Below are 16,699 nucleotides of genomic sequence, written 5' to 3' on the forward strand. Positions count from 1 at the left end.
ATTACAACATTCACGTTTGTTTGAATTAACATGAATGTTTCTTACACAGGGGAGATTACAATTTCGTCTTACCTTTTCTAAATCCTTGCACAATATCGAGAATGCTAAAGAATAACCACAGCACAATACTAATGATGATGACAGAGTTTTTTAGTTCAAATGATAGATTCAACAAATCCTCTAAATACATATAAAACTCATCATTTATAAGCTGATCAGTACTAATAATAACGATAAATACAATGGTAGAGACTATATTTCTAACCGTATTCATAATTGCCAATTTAGATGTCCATTGACGAGCGATGAGTTTATAAAATACAAAAGCAATTTCTATTATTAAAGCAACTATTATGATTAGCCAAAAGGATTGTAATACTTCCTGATTGAATGTAGGGATAATTAGCTGTATTTTGCCTTGTACTTTTTCATAAATACCTATTAAATGACTAGCATTAAAATAAGCTCCGATAAAAATCGCAATCCACAACAGGCTGCCAAAAATATCTAAAGTGGAAATTTTTTTCTCTTTTGAAATAAGTGGAAGACTTTTTAAATCATCAGGTGTCCATTCTGTCCAACCCGGTGTAAGCGGTGATTTTTCTTTCGAAGTATCCGTGCGCTCCAAAATAGCAAAAACGAGCGTAATCCAAAAGAAAGTCTGAATCACTGCACTGATTATACTCCAAGTACCATGCCCTAGAATCAGTATGATCACGTTAATACTACCGCTAACAATGTCTTCTTCTCCACCATAAGTTATGATATTTTCCACAATAAAAACAAAAAATGTTAGTATCGCCACGATTGGTGTAACTATTTTCAAAAGAGTCGTATACATATCAAAATATCTTGGACCTATTAAATGCATCGGTCGTTCCGAGTATTCACTAGCAAGTGATGCTGGATTTCCTAGATTTTTGAGAACCTCTTTCACTTCTTTCTCCGAGTAATTTTCTGGGAGTATATCTTCAATGGTTGACCTTAATTCAAGAGCTATGTCACCACGACTTTTTTCCGGAAGTCTTCTCGTCACTTCCTGTATATAAATATCAATCAGTTGCATTCCCCACATCTCCTTTTAATAAATTTTGAAGTTCCTTCGTTGATTTTTCCCACTCGGCTTTTAGCTGCTCCAAAATCTCAACACCATAGTCGCTTAATACGTAATATTTTCTTGGTCTGCTCTCCGTTGTATCCCAGCTGCTCTCGACTAATTCTTGTTTTTCTAATCGGCGAAGCAAAGGATATAAGGTACTTTGCTCGATAGTAACACTCGATTCTTCTAGTAATTGCACTAAAGAATATCCATATTGCGGTGTTCGGAGCTGACTCAATACAGCAAGCGTCAATGTTCCTCTGCGTAACTCAGTTATTAATGAACCTAGCAATTTTTCCATATTTCACCTCACTACTTTATACTATGCGTCGTACACTATCTTATACTGTGTATAATACACTATTATATAATTTAAAACAATATTTTAATTACAGTGTTTCCGCTGGAGGCTGGAGCCGCCTCCTCCCCCTCCAATCAACTGGATCGACCTCTCTAAAAAAGACTAAAAAGTATTAATTGGATTAAGTAATTATGAAACTAATTCACGAACGAAAAAATGCCCGTGAAGTTAATAACTTCCTGAGCATTTTCATATGTGGCTTACATTTAATTTAATCATGGGTGTTGTTCACTTAGAACATTAAGACAAGCGTATTCTTCCCCTTACCTCCCATTTTTATATTTTTCACGTAAATTATTCAAATACTCTAGATTGCCCAATGCTTTCTCACTTTTCATTTGTCCTAAAGAGACGATTAAATGTTCGATAAAAAAAGTCGCTGCTACCATAGAGTGGAATTCCTCTAAATCGCCGCGGTTCACATAGAAAGTTTGCGTACAACGTGTTTGAAATTCATGCACGATGTTATCGGTAAGAACTATGCTATGGCTCTTTATTTCTTTCGCATGATCCAGTAAAATCGCCGCTTCCCTCGTCAGCTTCACAAAGCCAAATACGAATACACAATCATTTTCTTGTAAATGGAGAATTTGCTCAAAAAGCTCCTGATCATAGCTCGCTAATATTACTACATCAATTCCAAAACGCATTAGCCGATGCTTCAGTAAAAAGCCTAATCCTGTTGATGAGGTTGGTGCATAGATAAAGAGCTTGCGACATGTAGCAATACGCTTAACACAAATTTGACTTTGCGTTTCGTCGATATGTTCAAGTGTATCTGTTAGCTGGTATTGTACAAAATCGAATATCGATTGCTGAAGTGACTTGCCATTGTCTTCTACCTTTGCCAAAATACGTTCAAATTTTGTTTTCGGAGTGATCACCTGTTGCTCTAAATATCTTTTCTTGAATTCCTTAAAATTTCGGTATCCAATTTTACGCCAAAATCGGGAGAGTGTGGCATTGCTGCTCCCTAGAGTGGACGCTAGCTCCGTTTCGTTTAAATACATGACAGCATTCTTATTTTTTTCAATGAAGTCGGCTATTTTCCGCTCACTTTTCGTAAAATCAGAAAAGTTTTGTTGATTATTCATATCGATCACCTCTTTATATAGTATAAATGAAAAATATTTTTCATTTATGATTTTTTTGAAAATTTACAAATCAAAAATATTCTAGTAATCAATCATTTACATTGCACCTTCATACTGACTATAAATTCAAAAATATTAGAGGAGGATTTATATGTTAAAAGAACAAGCAACTTTTACACAGTCTCAAAAAATGATGATCTTTATTTTGTCTATGTCGCTTTATGGATTAAGTAACATGTTTACAGAATTGATACCATCTGTTCAGCTCGGTCCGATTGAACTCCAAATTGATTGTTTTGCATTTATTCCATTAGCACTTTGTATGTTGTTCCACCCATTCTACGCAGCAATCGGTGCTGCAACTGGAGAAATTATTTTTGGTGAACTTATGCTTGGACAGTTTGGTGGAATCGGAGAAATCGAGAAATTCATCTTATTCTCAGTTGGGATGATTGTAGGCGGCTTGCTTGTTCGAAATCCGAAAAGCAAAGCACAGGTCGCTGTTGGGGCGATTTTAGGCTATGGACTATTCCTTGTTCTAAGCACAATTGTAGATATTTTAAAGGTTGTCATTGGGGTAGAAGAATTCGAGGCTGTATCTGGTCTTGCAGAAAGTATTTTCATTGTGGAGGGTGTCGAGTTTTTAACGGATCTTTTATTAACAGGTACTTTATTTACAGTTTTACCTGCCCTTTACTTAGTGCCACGTCTTTACGGTAAAGTGGAGCCATTGCTCGGATTAAAGCCACGAACTGCTACCAATTTCCGAGTGAGTGATGTAATTACACCAAAATTTTTAGTCATGAGTGCCCTTCTTTCCCTGTTAGCATTTGGTATTGCTTTGTTATCTGAAATGGACTTCAACATAGGGAGTTGGGAGCCAGAGTTTGTAGATACTTATGGCATTGGGGTTATTTGGGGAGTTATTTGCGTCGCTGTTATATGTGTGTGTATAACGCTTTGGTTAATGATGAAAAAAGGACGGGAAGATTCACATGAACTCTCTTAAACCACTAATTGAATGCCAAGACTTGACCTTTCGCTATCCTGGGGAAGAAAAATTTATATTAAAGGATCTCACATGCACAATTAATGAAGGGGAATTTCTAGCGATTATCGGTTGCAATGGATCTGGAAAATCGACATTATGTAAGGCATTCAATGGGCTAATCCCACACTTTTACGTTGGCGATTATACGGGACAAGTGACTTTAGACGGAGTTTGTACTACTACAACTGATGTCGCCACCCTTTCCCAGTCAATTGGCTATGTGTATCAGGATTTTCAAAACCAATTGCTACGTCCTACCGCTTTAGAAGATGCTTGCTTTATGCCCTTGAACTATGGACTGGACGATTATAAAGAGCGTGGTTTATGGGCTCTCGAAGTTACTGGCCTTCTCGATGTAAAGAACGAATTCATTTGGCGCCTAAGTGGCGGTCAGCAGCACTTATTAGCACTTGCCGGTGCAATTGCAATGCGACCAAAACTATTAGTTATTGACGAACCGATTGCACAGCTCGACCCACATCATGCAGAGCAAATTTATGAAGTGTTAAAAAAACTTCATACAGACTACGGTATGACAATTGTTGTAATCGAGCATCATACTGACTTTATTGCAGAGTATTGTAGTCATGTGATGCTACTTGATAAGGGTCAGGTTCTATGGAAGAAAGAAACAGTTGCTGCTCTCAATTGCGTAGAGGAATTATTGGAACGGAATATTTTCCCACCACAGGTTACGCAAATCGCTCATTCCCTACAGCTAAAGCAGCCATACCCTGTTACCTTAAAGCAGTCAATCCAAAAATTTGAAGCTAGTCCGTGGAAGCAGAAGGCTACTGTGCATCATATAGCCCAGCATACAAAGCCAATGGTACAGCTCAACAATATTGAGTTAGCCTATAACCAAAGGCTTGAGAACAATAAACTCGTGTTACAAAATATCTCTTTAGAGCTTTCTACGCATGAGCATATCGCACTCGTCGGCAATAACGGCGCAGGGAAATCCACTTTGTTGAAGGTCATTGCAGGTATTGTTCGACCGACAAGTGGAGAAATGTACATTCAGGAGCAATTAATTGCACGCGCAATGCCTGAAAGACTAGCTCAAGATGTGGGTTTTATTTTTCAAAACCCAGAAGAAATGTTTATTGAGGATAGTGTGCGAAAGGAAATTAGCTTCTATTTAAAATCACGCAAAGTTAATGATTATGAAACCTATGTGGATGAATTATTGGAAACATTTGAGCTAGTTGATTTACAGGATCAAGATGCTCGGCTTTTGAGCGGTGGACAGCAGCGTCGTGTTTCGTTAGCTATAGGTGCTGCAATGCGCCCTAAAATTTTATTGTTGGATGAGCCTACTGCAAATCTCGATATCGCTACGAAGCAGCACGTTCTTACCATGCTACTGGAGTTGAAGAAATATGTGCAGACAATTGTCATTGCAACACATGATATGGAGCTAGTAGCAGAATGGTCAAGCCGTGTCGTTGTGCTATCGAATGGCTGTATACTTGCTGATGATACGAGCGAGCGCATTTTCCAAAACCACGGCATTATGGCTGCTGGTCATATTAGAGCCCCTCAAGTTGTAGAGCTTACAACGGCGCTTAATCTACCTTATTGTTCATCGGTTAGCCAATTTATAGCCGGCTATTTACAGCAATTAGAGCGAGGTGTGCACGTTGGAATGGGTTAAAAAACTAGAGGATAAGATTTCACTAGAATATATCAAACAGGAATTGCTGCGTACGGCTTTTAGTACCGAAAAAAGTTTCTTCACACAGCTCGACCCACGCATTTTATTGGCATGGTATGGCTACTTTTCGATTGTGCCTTGGTTTATTTATGAGCATGTTACACTAGTTGGTTACTTGCTATTCATGGTCATTTTAACGGTTATCGCTCGGATAAGTCCTTTAATCTTGACTGTTCTTGCAGTTGGTCTAGCTGGTGAAATACTACTCCTCGGCTTTATTGCGCTCCTATTTGGTGGAGATTTAAGTATTGTTGCACCAATGTTTTGGCTCTCCATTAAACTTGCTGTTATATCTTTAGCAAGCGTGACTGTATTTTCAAGCATTAATCCGGAGAAATTTAGCGATGCACTCCTCCGTCTTGGTGCACCAGCTCAGTTTTCATTTAGTGTAGCGTATGCCTATCGAATTTTACCTACATTACTAGAGGAATTTCAGCAGATTATACTTTCATATCGCCTACGTGGATTAGCACCAAGTAAGAATGGTGTGCTCTACTTTCGGAAAATTTATTATTATATCACGATGCTTATTAAATCGTTTTATCCGCTCATTTTAAACAGCGCTAAACGCTCGCGTACAACAGTGGAAGCGTTAGAAATTAAAGGCTTTAGCTATGCTGCAAAGGATAAACGGGTATTAAAGATGAAAACAAATTACTTACAAACATCACAAATGGACTGGCTGTTCCTACTATTAACAGTGTGCTATGTAGTGATAGTACACAGCCTACAACTTATACTTTAAGGAGCGAAAACGATGAATATAGATCTTCATACGCATGCAAAGTTATCTAAAAAGGTTGATTTTTCTTTAGCGTATTTTCAGGAAATGGTGAAGGTTGCCGTACAGCGCGGATTGGACGCGATTGCTATTACAGAGCATTTTAATACGAAAAACTTTGCAGACGTTTATCGTACATTAGATGAGCACTATCATTATAATGGTAATTATTATGAAATGGAGGGCTTAAAGGTATTTCCAGGTATGGAGGTTGATATCGGAGAGGTCGGTCATATATTGTGCATAGGAGAGCTTGGACAAATTCGTGCACTACGTGAGGCACTGAATAGTCATGAGACTAAGCGACAATTCATTCCCTTTGCTGCACTTTTGCAGTTAACTGCGAGTTATCCTGACATGCTTGTAATTGGAGCACATCCGTTTAGAGAAAGCACACCTTTAATAGATCTAGACCCTGCACTTCTTGGTCAGCTCGACGCTATCGATTTAAATGGCAAGGATTTATATAGCCGTGGCATCAAACAAAATTGCGCCGATTTAAAAGCGCTCAGTAAACAAATAAATAAACCGGTAGTCGCAGGTAGCGACACCCATCACTATATGCAATATGGGGTCGTATATAATACCTTCCACACAACATGTGAAACAGTAGCACAGCTAAAAAAACAAATTCTCGACCAAGCTTTCACTATCAATATTGACGAAAACCTACCAATTCACGTTGCCGAAGCTGTCCGCTTAAAGGACATTGCCAAAAATGAGATGATTCTTACACAAAGCGGAAAGTAATAAGAAACCCCTGTACCTTCATTGAACATAAATAAAAGGCTTGTGAAGTATTAACTTCACGAGCATTTTTGGCGCTTACCTTGATTGTAGTTCACTTAATACATACTGGGTAACTGCACTAACCTGATTAATCTTCCATAAGTAATTCATTTGCTATTAGCTTATATGAATTTCTTCGATCCTCAGCAGAATATGTAATGGTACTTAGCATGATTTCATCTGCTTTGTATGTAGCTTGCAACTCGATTAATTTCTGTTTTACTACCTGCGGATTACCGATGATTATGTTCTTTTTCATTTTATCGAATGTATCTTTCTCTCGATCGTCCAACTTATATTGCATTGCTTCTTTTATAGAAGGAATTCCCCTACCACCTTCACCTTTAGCTTTTTGCAGTTCCCAGATGAGTGCACTTAATGATATTTCATTAGCTTTTTCAGTTGTTTCTGCACAAATGACTGAAACGGTTATGATAACTTGAGCTGTTTGTCCTTGTTTTCTAGGAGTAAAAGCATCTAGGTAATCCTGAATAATAGAAATCCCATCATTGTTACTCATAAATTGACCGAATGCATAAGCAATCCCATTTTCCGCAGCAAGTAAAGCACTTTTTTTACTAGTCCCAAGCAGCCAGGGTAGCGGTGACACCTCTGGAATTGGTGTAGCAGAAATTTTAGAGTACTCCTGTTCAGCTGGAAAATCATCATCTAGAAAATGGAGTAAATCTTTCACTAAGCTAGGCATTTTATAGACGTTCTGTAAAAAGTTATCCGATAAAGCATTCGTTACTTCAGCTGATCCTCCTGAAGCACGTCCTATACCCACATCAATACGATTAGGAAATAAAGTAGCAAGTGTATTATAAATTTCTGCAACTTTAAACGGTTTATAATGAGGCAATAAAACAGCTCCCGAACCAATGCGAATTGTTTTTGTATTTGCCCCGATATAACTTAAAATCACCTCAGGAACTGAACTTGCTAATCCAGGTAAGTCATGATGTTCCGTAACCCAATAGCGAGTATAACCTAGGGCCTCTCCGGCCTGTGCTAACTTCAACGATTCATCCAGAGCCTCTTTGGCTGTTTGATTTGAAGAGATCGGTGATTGATCTAGAATACTTAACTTCAACTGTCCATTCCCCCTTCTTATATCTCCGTCTCCAGCAAACTCAGCTTATATTCTCCAACTTGCCCTTCCTCATATAAGTTAGTAATGGATGTAGAGTAATTAATAATCGTTCCTCGGAAAAATAAAACAGCGTCCGGAACAGTAACTTCAAAAGTACCTCTATACAGTAAAGTAGCAATATCATGATAATCTTCACTTGTTACATCAAATACGACTGAAATTTGGTGTAAACCATTTACTTTTTCTTCTTCATAGTGATTCACTTTGATTAATGTATTATCTAAAATTATTTCCTTCACCATATTATCTTCTACGTTTTCGCTCATCCCTAACACCTCCTGATTTATATACTGGATATAGGTCACAGTGTATCTTTGTTAACCTTCACGCCAATAATCTTTAATTGATCACTATACTCGAGGGATACAACTTTTCTAGCTTGTATTGTAGTTCTCGCTGTCACGGGTATTGTTTGCACTTTACCGTTAATTTCAGCCTCAACTATAAAGCATTTCGCTCCGCATTTCATGAGCATCCTCCTCATTAAACAGATTTCTGTAGTATGACATCAAATAAAATTGAGGTTATATTTGGCACACCTTTCTCTTATTTATGACCATTCTTCTATACCGTACGATACCAGACAAGGTTTGTTAATTCTCTATCTTAAGCATACATGAAGTATTTTATTAGAACCAATGAAGCGAATTTATTTATAGCTATTTTCATCCTCAACCAACAACTATTGCTGTAAAATATATTGTTATAATATTCTCATATTTTAGATTTATAAAAACAGTATGATAAAATAAATTGAAATTAATTCCAAATTAAATAATAACAATTTACCTTTTTATTCAAGTAATTGAAGTAAAAGAAAAATCATTTTCACATAAAATATTACGACAAGTAAACGTACTAGTTTTGAAAATTTAATAGTTTAGGGTGGTTTCAAGTTGATAACGAAGAAAAAAGAGCAAACTATATTTGATCACGCTGGGAACAAAATAATGACAGATAGAGAGATTGACATAGTCACTAGATTAGAGGAGCCACTGATAGTGATTTTAGGCAATGTTTTAAGTAACGAGGAATGCGATGAACTAGTCAGATTGTCTAAGGACAAAATGAAACGTTCAAAAATTGGAACGACACGAGAAGAAAATGAACTGAGAACAAGTAGTAGTATGTTTTTGGAAGAAAGTGAAAATGAAATTATAGCTAGAGTCGAAAAAAGGGTCTCATCTATTATGAATATCCCAATTGAACATGGAGAAGGTCTTCAAATTCTTCGGTATACCCCTGGTCAGGAATATAAAGCTCATCATGATTTCTTTTCATCAACAAGTAAAGTAGCAAGCAATAATAGAATTAGTACACTCGTAATGTACTTAAACGACGTAGAACAAGGCGGGGAAACTTTTTTCCCTAAACTGAACTTTTCAGTAACACCCAAAAAAGGTATGGCCGTTTATTTCGAGTATTTCTATAACGAGCAAAACCTAAACGATTTAACTTTACATGGTGGAGCACCAGTTATAACTGGTGAAAAATGGGTTGCAACACAGTGGATAAGAAAGCAAAAAGTAAGATAAAAGATGCCCTAGTTCGACTAATTAAATAAAAGATTAGTATGCAAGAGATAGTTTTAAAACTTTATCCTAAACCAGGTTAGTATTAGCTCAAATAGAAAAAACCTCTAATTCATCATTTGAATTAGAGGTTTTTAAAATGTGTAAATACCTTGTTATCTATTATCAACCGCACAAGGTACCTGTTCCATTAATCCTTATTTAGAAACAATGCCTTGTTTTACTGCGTTTCCGTTAGCGTCAACAAGGTTCGTTGTTGAGTTGAATTCAACAGAAATAGCTGCATTTAAAGCAAAGTCTGCTGTTGTTGTTACAGTTAATTGTCCATTTGCAGCAGAAACTGATGCAGGTGTTACTTTCTTGCCATCGATTTCAACATTCACACCTGTCACTGTATTAGCAGCAGCATTATTAATAGCTTCTGAGAAACTAACTGTAAAGGTTTTGCTATTAAGAACAGTTATGTTAGAAGCTACTGGAGCAATATTTTCAGTCAGTGTTTCAGTTGAAGTAGCTTTGTTATTCAATAAAGTATTGCCATTTTTAGCTGTTACACTAGTAACTTCAAATACATAAGTTCCGTTAGCTGTAATTGAACCCTCTGGTAAAGTAATTTCAACTGTTTTTCTATCATTTACAAATTTAAGCTGTGCATCGCCAGTTAGAGCTTTTCCACCTAATTTGTAATTTGATGCTACTAATGCAGAATCACTCATATCTTCATTATACTTAACAGTCAGCACTTTACCTGATACATTTACATCTGAAAGTACTACTGTAGCTTCAGGTTGAGCAGGTGCTTGTACATGTTCAATTCCAGTAACTGCAAACGTTAGAGTGTCAGCCACCTGATTTCCATAACGATCTTCAACAACCTTACCTGCTAGTTCGAAAGAATACGTTGAATCTTTTACAAGAGTGTAGTCAATCGCAACGATATTCTTTTCATTGCCTTTAATTCCATCTTTTCCATCTAAATCGTATCCATAGGCAATATTTGCAGAGTCAGTTGCTTTTAGATCAACTACACTGTTTGTTTGGTGTACTCCATCTTTTACTTTAAGAACTAGCTCGTTCGTTTCTTCAAGATTCCCTTTAGATACAGCATCATCAAATGTTAATAAGATTTTATTACTATCACCGTTAACATTTGCAGAAACAAATGAAGGTGCATTTTTATCTGCTTTTAGAGTTCCAGTAACAGAAACTTTCTCACCAACATTATTAGCTTTATCCTTAAATCCTTCAACAATAATTTGCGCATTATTTAAGAAGTTAACTCCAGTTAGAGCTCCAGCTGTTTGTGCATCTAAAACATATTTTGTTTTAACTTCCGCATCTTGAACTAATTTATTTGCATAGTCTGTACCATTGATTTTTACCGTACCAACTGTTACTTCTTCTGTAAAATCAATTATTATTTCATTATTTAAAACTGATACAGTTGCACTTGGTTTTACTTCATCCACTACTGGCTTTTCAACTGTAAAGTCTACAGATATTGGATTTGCCACATTGTTCGCATAGTCTTTTGCACCGACAATTGCAACTTTGTAAGATTTTTCAGCTTCTACACCTGTTATTGTTACTGTTTTGTTGTCTTCAGACACAGTATAGTTGCTTGTTACAGCACCGTTTAAGCTAACTGTACCTTCGGATTGAACTGGTTCAGCAAAAGTGATTTTCGCTGTAGTTCCTTTTGCTTCAACAGAAGCTACAACTGGTGCAGTTTTGTCAGCAAAAGTGAATAATGTATTATGTGCTTCTGTTTTAACCTTATCGTCAGCCTTAGTAGGGATAGCAGCAATTGATAATTTTGCATTGTTTACATTTAATTCATCTTTTGTTGTTAATGTAACTGTATTTTCATCTTCTGAAAGAACAGCTTTAGTAAATTTTTCGCCTTCTAAAGAATAATTAGCTATTTTTTCAGCTTCTGTTTTGTTAACAGCTTTATTGAAAACAACAACTAGTTCTTTAGCATTCGCACCACGAACTGATTTAACTACTGGAGTTAACCCAGCTTCTACTGCTTCAATTGAGGCAATTAATGTAGCTTTCATTTTAGCATTTTGAACTTGACCAATGTTTTCATTCGCTTGAGCTAAATATTTTTCAACTTCATCCATATTGTTAGCTTCAAGAGCTTCATTTGCTAAATCGAGTTTCATTTTAACAGTTACGGCATGCATAACACTGTCGCGTACATCTTGAGCAGCCTCTTTGTATTGGTCACGGATCGCATCACGTGTTGATTTACCGTATACACGATCTAAAAGAATCGCTTGTTTACGAATTTCATTTGATAATTCATGATACGCTTTCTCCGTTTCATCAACAATTAGACCTTTTTCAATTTGTGCTTCTAGAACAGTTTGTTTATCTTGCATTTTTTCACCGGCTGTAATAGCATCTATGTACTGCATTGTACGGGTGATATGAATATTTACATCCTTTCCGATTTTATCCATATATACTTTCTTTTGTGCAGCTGGTGACTTACTTACAGCTACAACAGCAGCATCACGAGCTTTTTTAGCTGCATTATATTCAGGATATGGACGAGTAGTACCATCTGCAGAACCTTCTAAAGAAATCGCCCATTTTAAAACTGTACCCGCGTTAACTGCCTTTTGCACTAAGGCATCTAAATTAGAAGCACCTTGAGCTGGTGCCGCTGCTGTCAATGCTGATGCTGCAATAACTGTTGCGCTAAGTACATTAATTACCGTCTTTTTATTCATCTTACTAAGTTCCCCCTAAGGTTAATTGTTTGCTAGGTCTTAACAACCTAGGTGTTTATAGTAATCTATATAAAAAATAATTGAAATCACAAAAGTAACCCAGTACAACCATATGATGGATACACATGAGGAAACTGGATTGAAACATAGGTTATTGACAGAAACTTGGCAAAAGGTACCAGGTTGTTATTGAATTCTGAATTAAAACTAATGTCAGAGTAAATAAAAAAGACCATTCGATGTTTGCGCATAGAACGGTCCAATAAAATAGTCAAATCCTTTTTACGACGAGTAATCGCAGGAGCAGGTTCCCTTCAATTGGATTGGCTATTGAATAGGTCTTATCCCATCTGAGTGAACTCAAGGATGGGTTATTTTTTATGGTTAAATGAAAGAATTGATACAAGCAACGCTGCGAAATTTACTGCAAACAATAATCTTCGATATACTGTCACCGGCACCTTAGGCCCACACAATATGGCTCATGCGGATGTTGAAGAACGATTAGGCGAAACTCTAATGTTCTTGAACTATTTAGCAAAGATATACATAAATCACAAGATTGACGTTTGTTTGAATTAACATGAATTTTTCTGACACAAGGACATGAAAAGTTACAGTTTCTCCAAGAAGACCAACTACTCTCGCTAAATTAACGCAAAAAAGATGGTCCTCTAACATATCACTGAGTAATCTTCTTCAAAGATCTATTAATTACTTTCGTAAAATTCTTTTGGTATTCCTTGAATTAATGGTGATGGTTCACCAGTATAGAAAATACGTAAATCGTGGAGTGACCTCGTGCAGCCTACGTATAATAATTTGGCATCATACTTTGAATCTTTATAGTGACTTGCGTCCACATCTATAAGTAACACTGCATCAAATTCCAATCCCTTAGCTAAATACACAGGAACTACAGAAATACCACCTTCGTATTTCTTTTGATTTGCTTCAATGACGTTCACGTCAATCCCTGCTATTTGTAACTGCTTATGTATGGAACGGCATTCAGCTTCTGTTCTACCAATAATCGCAATCGTCTTGAGATTTTCTTTTTGTAAATCTTGTAGTACCTTAATGATTTCGGTAATTTGATCATCTGTAGCAATCACTTTCACTTTTTCACCGCTACGGAAAACTGGTGTTGCAAGTCCCACGGGAACTTCGGCATGCTTAATGACCTCATTGGCAAATTCGATAATTTCCTTTGTAGAACGGTAGCTTCTCGTCAGTTCATAATAACCCGTTTCTTGAAACACTTCTTTAAAGTCATTCCAGTCCTCTATTCCCTGATAATTATAGATTGCCTGAGATAAATCACCTAAAATAGTAAAAGAATTACCTTGTGTAATCTCTTTCAGTATAGAAATTTGAAAAGGCGAAAAGTCTTGTGCTTCATCAATCACAACATGATGAAATTTTTGTTTGCCTTCTATTCCTGTTAGCTGATGATAAATATAGACGAGTAGTGCTAAATCTTCTAAATTTACTTCTTTCTTTTGGCAATTCTTCGCTGTTTCTTGGACAAGTGCTTCAGGTAATAATTCTATTATTTCTTTTTGATTCATCAAAGATGTATAAAATGATAATGCACTCATTTTTGGCCAAAACTTCATATATACATTCAATCTATTGTTCGCTTCTTTTTTCAATAGCTTCTTCTCATCGGTTCCTTCGACCTTTTTAAGTTCTATCTCTATCCAACGCTTGATTCGTGCAACTAATCGTTCCCTGCGCTTTGTTAATGGATAATGCTTATATTCAACCAATAACCACTTCTTAATTTCATCTACTGTTATCACAGCTTGATCCCATAGTTCGAGATTAGTTGTTGGTACTAGATTTTCTTCAAATTGAATGAGACTTCTTTCAATAAATGACTTAAACTTGATTGACCCCTTTAATTTACCCTGCATAACTTTATGATTGTCTCGATTCATGGAAAAAGCTTCATTTAACTTTTCTTCTGGATGTTTTAATTTCACCGTATTATCTAAAAGACTTAACGCCCACTCTGGAAAAGTTGTTTGTTTAATATTTCCTACTCCCAGTTCAGGAAGTACACCAGAAATATAGTCTATAAACAAACTGTTTGGAGCGAAAATGATCATTCTATCTGCTTGTAGCTGTTCACGATATTCATATATCAAAAAAGCAAGGCGATGTAAAGCGACAGTTGTTTTCCCACTCCCTGCAACCCCTTGGATCAATAACGGTATATTTTTCTCAGCTCGGATAATTTCATTTTGCTCAGATTGTATCGTTGAAACGATATCTTTTAATTTATTATCTTTATTTTCACCTAATCGGTATAAGAGAAATTCGTCTGTCAGGGATACATCTTCACTCCCCTTTACATACGTATCAACAACACGCTCTAGCTCTCGTTTACGAATGGCTATGTTTCTTTTTAAATACACTTCTCCCTCTACCAATCCATCAGGCGATTGATAATAAGCCAGCTCCTCTCCGCCATTGAAGGAGTAAAACATACTGGCAACTGGTGCACGCCAATCAATCACTATTGGCTTCTTCGCTTCCTCATCCGAAACACCGACTTTCCCAATATATAATGGATTTGGCTCTAAATGGCCATCCTCCCTAAAATCTAACCGACCAAAGTATGGCTCTTGTACACCAATTCGTAAGTTTTGCCGATTTAACTCCCTCATACTTTCAAGTACTTGCTCAGTATAGTTATCCCCGTGATAAACTGGAATACTTTCTAGCTTGTGTATTCGGTCATCCAGTGTAGATAAAACTTCCTGCAATCTCTTTAATTCCTCTTCATATATATTGCTCATTATGATACTCCCCCTAAACTTTCTAAAATTTCAGTCGAGTTACAATTGTATAAAATATGTATGTACAAAGTCAATAAAATTCGGTCCCTGTGTCAGAAACAATTAACAAAAGACAAAAAAAAGGATCAGGCTGTACCTGATCCCATTTTTATACATTGTAAAAACTAAACTAATAAGTTACCTTCTTTAAAATATTTTTCAATGCCTTCAGCAGCACGATAAGCAAGAGCACCTAGAGTATCTGTTGGATTAACACCGGATTGGTTTGCGAAAGTAGATGCTCCTAATACAAATATGTTATTCACATCCCAAACCTGCGAGTAATTATTCACTACAGAGGTTTCTGGATCTGGCCCCATAATTGTTCCTCCAACGCTATGCTCTGGAACAAACGCACCGATATTATAATCACCCATTTGATCAAATGCCATCGTTTGATCAGCACCCAAATTCTCCATAATTTCTAAACATTTTTGAGTCATGAATTTATGAGCATTATGATCTGTTTGAGCGTAATTAACCGTCATACGAAGTAAAGGCATCCCATATTCATCTTTATAGATTGGGTCTAAGCTTAAGTAGTTGTAGCGGTTCGGCATCATAGCTTTGTCCCACTATCTTTTACGTCCTTAAATGTCATCTTAGTCTTTTCTAACAGAAAGCATTTTCAAGTGTCATTGCTGTCCACCATTAATTAATAATTATTAATTCAATAAATTATACATTCTATCAGTTTTCAGTATAATAAAAAAACCTTGAAAGGCATCTAGCAAATCAAGGTTTGCTTCGAGTCAGGGTTAATTACACTTGCTATAAAAATTCATTATTTGTATCTTCTAAAGAAACTTTAGGATTCAAAACTCTGATACCCTAAATTTAATCAATGTATTCCTCAGCAATTGTATACTTCTCTTTAAATTTAGGGAAGATAGTAATTAAAGATCCATTTTAACCATTGTAAATTTGTTGTTTGGCATTCCACACTAGTAACAGACTATTTAAATTTTTCCAAACTATAATACGGATTAGAGATATTCTCGCCTACTTCATCTATTGTTTCCTGTATTTCATCTAGGATTGATTTATCTATACCCTTATACTGTTCCAGTGATTCTTTTATTTTATTAAAGCAAATTTCTAGACCAAGATTTACTACAATAGAAAGAATAATATCTACTTCATCATAGGACTCTGTATTCCATAATCTAGAGAGAGTTCTATCAATATCATATCTTATATCACTTCTTAATAACTCGTATGTCATAACTTGCCGGTCTGTTAGTTGACTAAGTATTACTAAAAAACCAGCTTTTTCAATTTTATTATTTCTAAATTGATCTAATGCATTTTGAAACATTGATATTAGGGTTCCAGTTGGTATTCTATCAGGTAGATTCTTAATTTCATTTATATCCATATTTTATTTCCCTTCTATTGGAATATGAACCTCATTTAAAGATTGATTTTTTGTCCATGTTCCGTCAGATTTTAGCTGTTTATTTCCGATTTTTATCTGTGCAATCCATTTTGAACCTGATGCTGATCCTGGATATTTGCTTGCCGCTACAGGG

15 protein-coding genes are annotated in these 16,699 nt (G+C 36.1%); 5 read left to right on the top strand and 10 right to left on the bottom strand.

Annotated features, from left to right (window positions below; all coding sequences use genetic code 11):
• Positions 1-55 precede the first annotated feature (55 nt).
• The 3 genes from ACQCPR_RS13870 to ACQCPR_RS13880 form a co-directional block, all read right to left on the bottom strand.
• Positions 56-1,066 (bottom strand): HAAS signaling domain-containing protein, encoded by a 1,011-nt coding sequence (locus ACQCPR_RS13870; protein ID WP_427137286.1) that lies wholly within the window; start codon positions 1,064-1,066, stop codon positions 56-58.
• Entirely contained in the window at positions 1,053-1,400 is a 348-nt protein-coding gene (locus ACQCPR_RS13875) for a PadR family transcriptional regulator (protein WP_427137287.1), read from the bottom strand. Before ACQCPR_RS13875 ends, ACQCPR_RS13870 begins: the two co-directional genes overlap by 14 nt.
• Before the next feature lie 323 nt (positions 1,401-1,723).
• On the bottom strand, positions 1,724-2,554 hold the full coding sequence (locus ACQCPR_RS13880) for a MurR/RpiR family transcriptional regulator (RefSeq protein ID WP_427137288.1): 831 nt from the start codon (positions 2,552-2,554) through the stop codon (positions 1,724-1,726).
• 151 nt (positions 2,555-2,705) lie between these two features.
• Here ACQCPR_RS13880 and ACQCPR_RS13885 point away from each other — a divergent pair, with 151 nt between their 5' ends.
• From ACQCPR_RS13885 to ACQCPR_RS13900, 4 genes are read left to right on the top strand one after another with little or no spacing between them, the layout of a single operon-like run.
• Positions 2,706-3,563: a cell division protein FtsQ gene (locus ACQCPR_RS13885; protein ID WP_340930281.1), complete on the top strand. Its 858-nt coding sequence runs from the start codon at positions 2,706-2,708 to the stop codon at positions 3,561-3,563.
• Positions 3,550-5,262: an ABC transporter ATP-binding protein gene (locus ACQCPR_RS13890; RefSeq protein ID WP_427137289.1), complete on the top strand. Its 1,713-nt coding sequence runs from the start codon at positions 3,550-3,552 to the stop codon at positions 5,260-5,262. Before ACQCPR_RS13885 ends, ACQCPR_RS13890 begins: the two co-directional genes overlap by 14 nt.
• Positions 5,249-6,067 carry an energy-coupling factor transporter transmembrane component T family protein gene (locus tag ACQCPR_RS13895; RefSeq protein WP_427137290.1) on the top strand — a complete coding sequence of 273 codons (819 nt, stop codon included), beginning with the start codon at positions 5,249-5,251 and terminating at the stop codon, positions 6,065-6,067. Before ACQCPR_RS13890 ends, ACQCPR_RS13895 begins: the two co-directional genes overlap by 14 nt.
• 12 nt (positions 6,068-6,079) lie before the next feature.
• Positions 6,080-6,853, top strand: a complete 774-nt coding sequence (locus tag ACQCPR_RS13900) for a PHP domain-containing protein (protein ID WP_427137291.1) — start codon at positions 6,080-6,082, stop codon at positions 6,851-6,853.
• Between the two features lie 127 nt (positions 6,854-6,980).
• Here ACQCPR_RS13900 and ACQCPR_RS13905 read toward each other — a convergent pair whose 3' ends face one another.
• The 3 genes from ACQCPR_RS13905 to ACQCPR_RS13915 are packed head-to-tail and all read right to left on the bottom strand — an operon-like array spanning position 6,981 to position 8,514.
• Positions 6,981-7,985, bottom strand: a complete 1,005-nt coding sequence (locus tag ACQCPR_RS13905) for an LLM class flavin-dependent oxidoreductase (RefSeq protein ID WP_340930289.1) — start codon at positions 7,983-7,985, stop codon at positions 6,981-6,983.
• A 17-nt stretch (positions 7,986-8,002) separates the two neighbouring features.
• Positions 8,003-8,287 carry a DUF3219 family protein gene (locus ACQCPR_RS13910; protein ID WP_241599532.1) on the bottom strand — a complete coding sequence of 95 codons (285 nt, stop codon included), beginning with the start codon at positions 8,285-8,287 and terminating at the stop codon, positions 8,003-8,005.
• Between the two features lie 59 nt (positions 8,288-8,346).
• A complete protein-coding gene (locus tag ACQCPR_RS13915; RefSeq protein ID WP_340930291.1) occupies positions 8,347-8,514 on the bottom strand; it encodes a hypothetical protein in 168 nt (55 codons plus the stop codon).
• Between the two features lie 481 nt (positions 8,515-8,995).
• Here ACQCPR_RS13915 and ACQCPR_RS13920 point away from each other — a divergent pair, with 481 nt between their 5' ends.
• Positions 8,996-9,580 (top strand): 2OG-Fe(II) oxygenase, encoded by a 585-nt coding sequence (locus tag ACQCPR_RS13920; RefSeq protein WP_427138952.1) that lies wholly within the window; start codon positions 8,996-8,998, stop codon positions 9,578-9,580.
• A 194-nt stretch (positions 9,581-9,774) separates the two neighbouring features.
• Here ACQCPR_RS13920 and ACQCPR_RS13925 read toward each other — a convergent pair whose 3' ends face one another.
• From ACQCPR_RS13925 to ACQCPR_RS13940, 4 genes are all read right to left on the bottom strand, one after another.
• Positions 9,775-12,321: an S-layer homology domain-containing protein gene (locus ACQCPR_RS13925; RefSeq protein WP_427137292.1), complete on the bottom strand. Its 2,547-nt coding sequence runs from the start codon at positions 12,319-12,321 to the stop codon at positions 9,775-9,777.
• A 710-nt stretch (positions 12,322-13,031) separates the two neighbouring features.
• Positions 13,032-15,128, bottom strand: coding sequence for a HelD family protein (locus ACQCPR_RS13930; RefSeq protein ID WP_427137293.1), 2,097 nt, complete (start codon positions 15,126-15,128; stop codon positions 13,032-13,034).
• Positions 15,129-15,292: 164 nt separating this feature from the next.
• The gene (locus ACQCPR_RS13935) at positions 15,293-15,730 is read right to left on the bottom strand and encodes a GMC oxidoreductase (RefSeq protein ID WP_427137294.1); all 438 of its coding nucleotides are present in this window, start codon (positions 15,728-15,730) and stop codon (positions 15,293-15,295) included.
• Between the two features lie 392 nt (positions 15,731-16,122).
• Positions 16,123-16,545, bottom strand: a complete 423-nt coding sequence (locus tag ACQCPR_RS13940) for a hypothetical protein (protein WP_340930297.1) — start codon at positions 16,543-16,545, stop codon at positions 16,123-16,125.
• Positions 16,546-16,699: the final 154 nt, after the last annotated feature.

This window comes from Psychrobacillus psychrodurans, from assembly GCF_050209195.1.
Classification (GTDB): domain Bacteria; phylum Bacillota; class Bacilli; order Bacillales_A; family Planococcaceae; genus Psychrobacillus; species Psychrobacillus psychrodurans.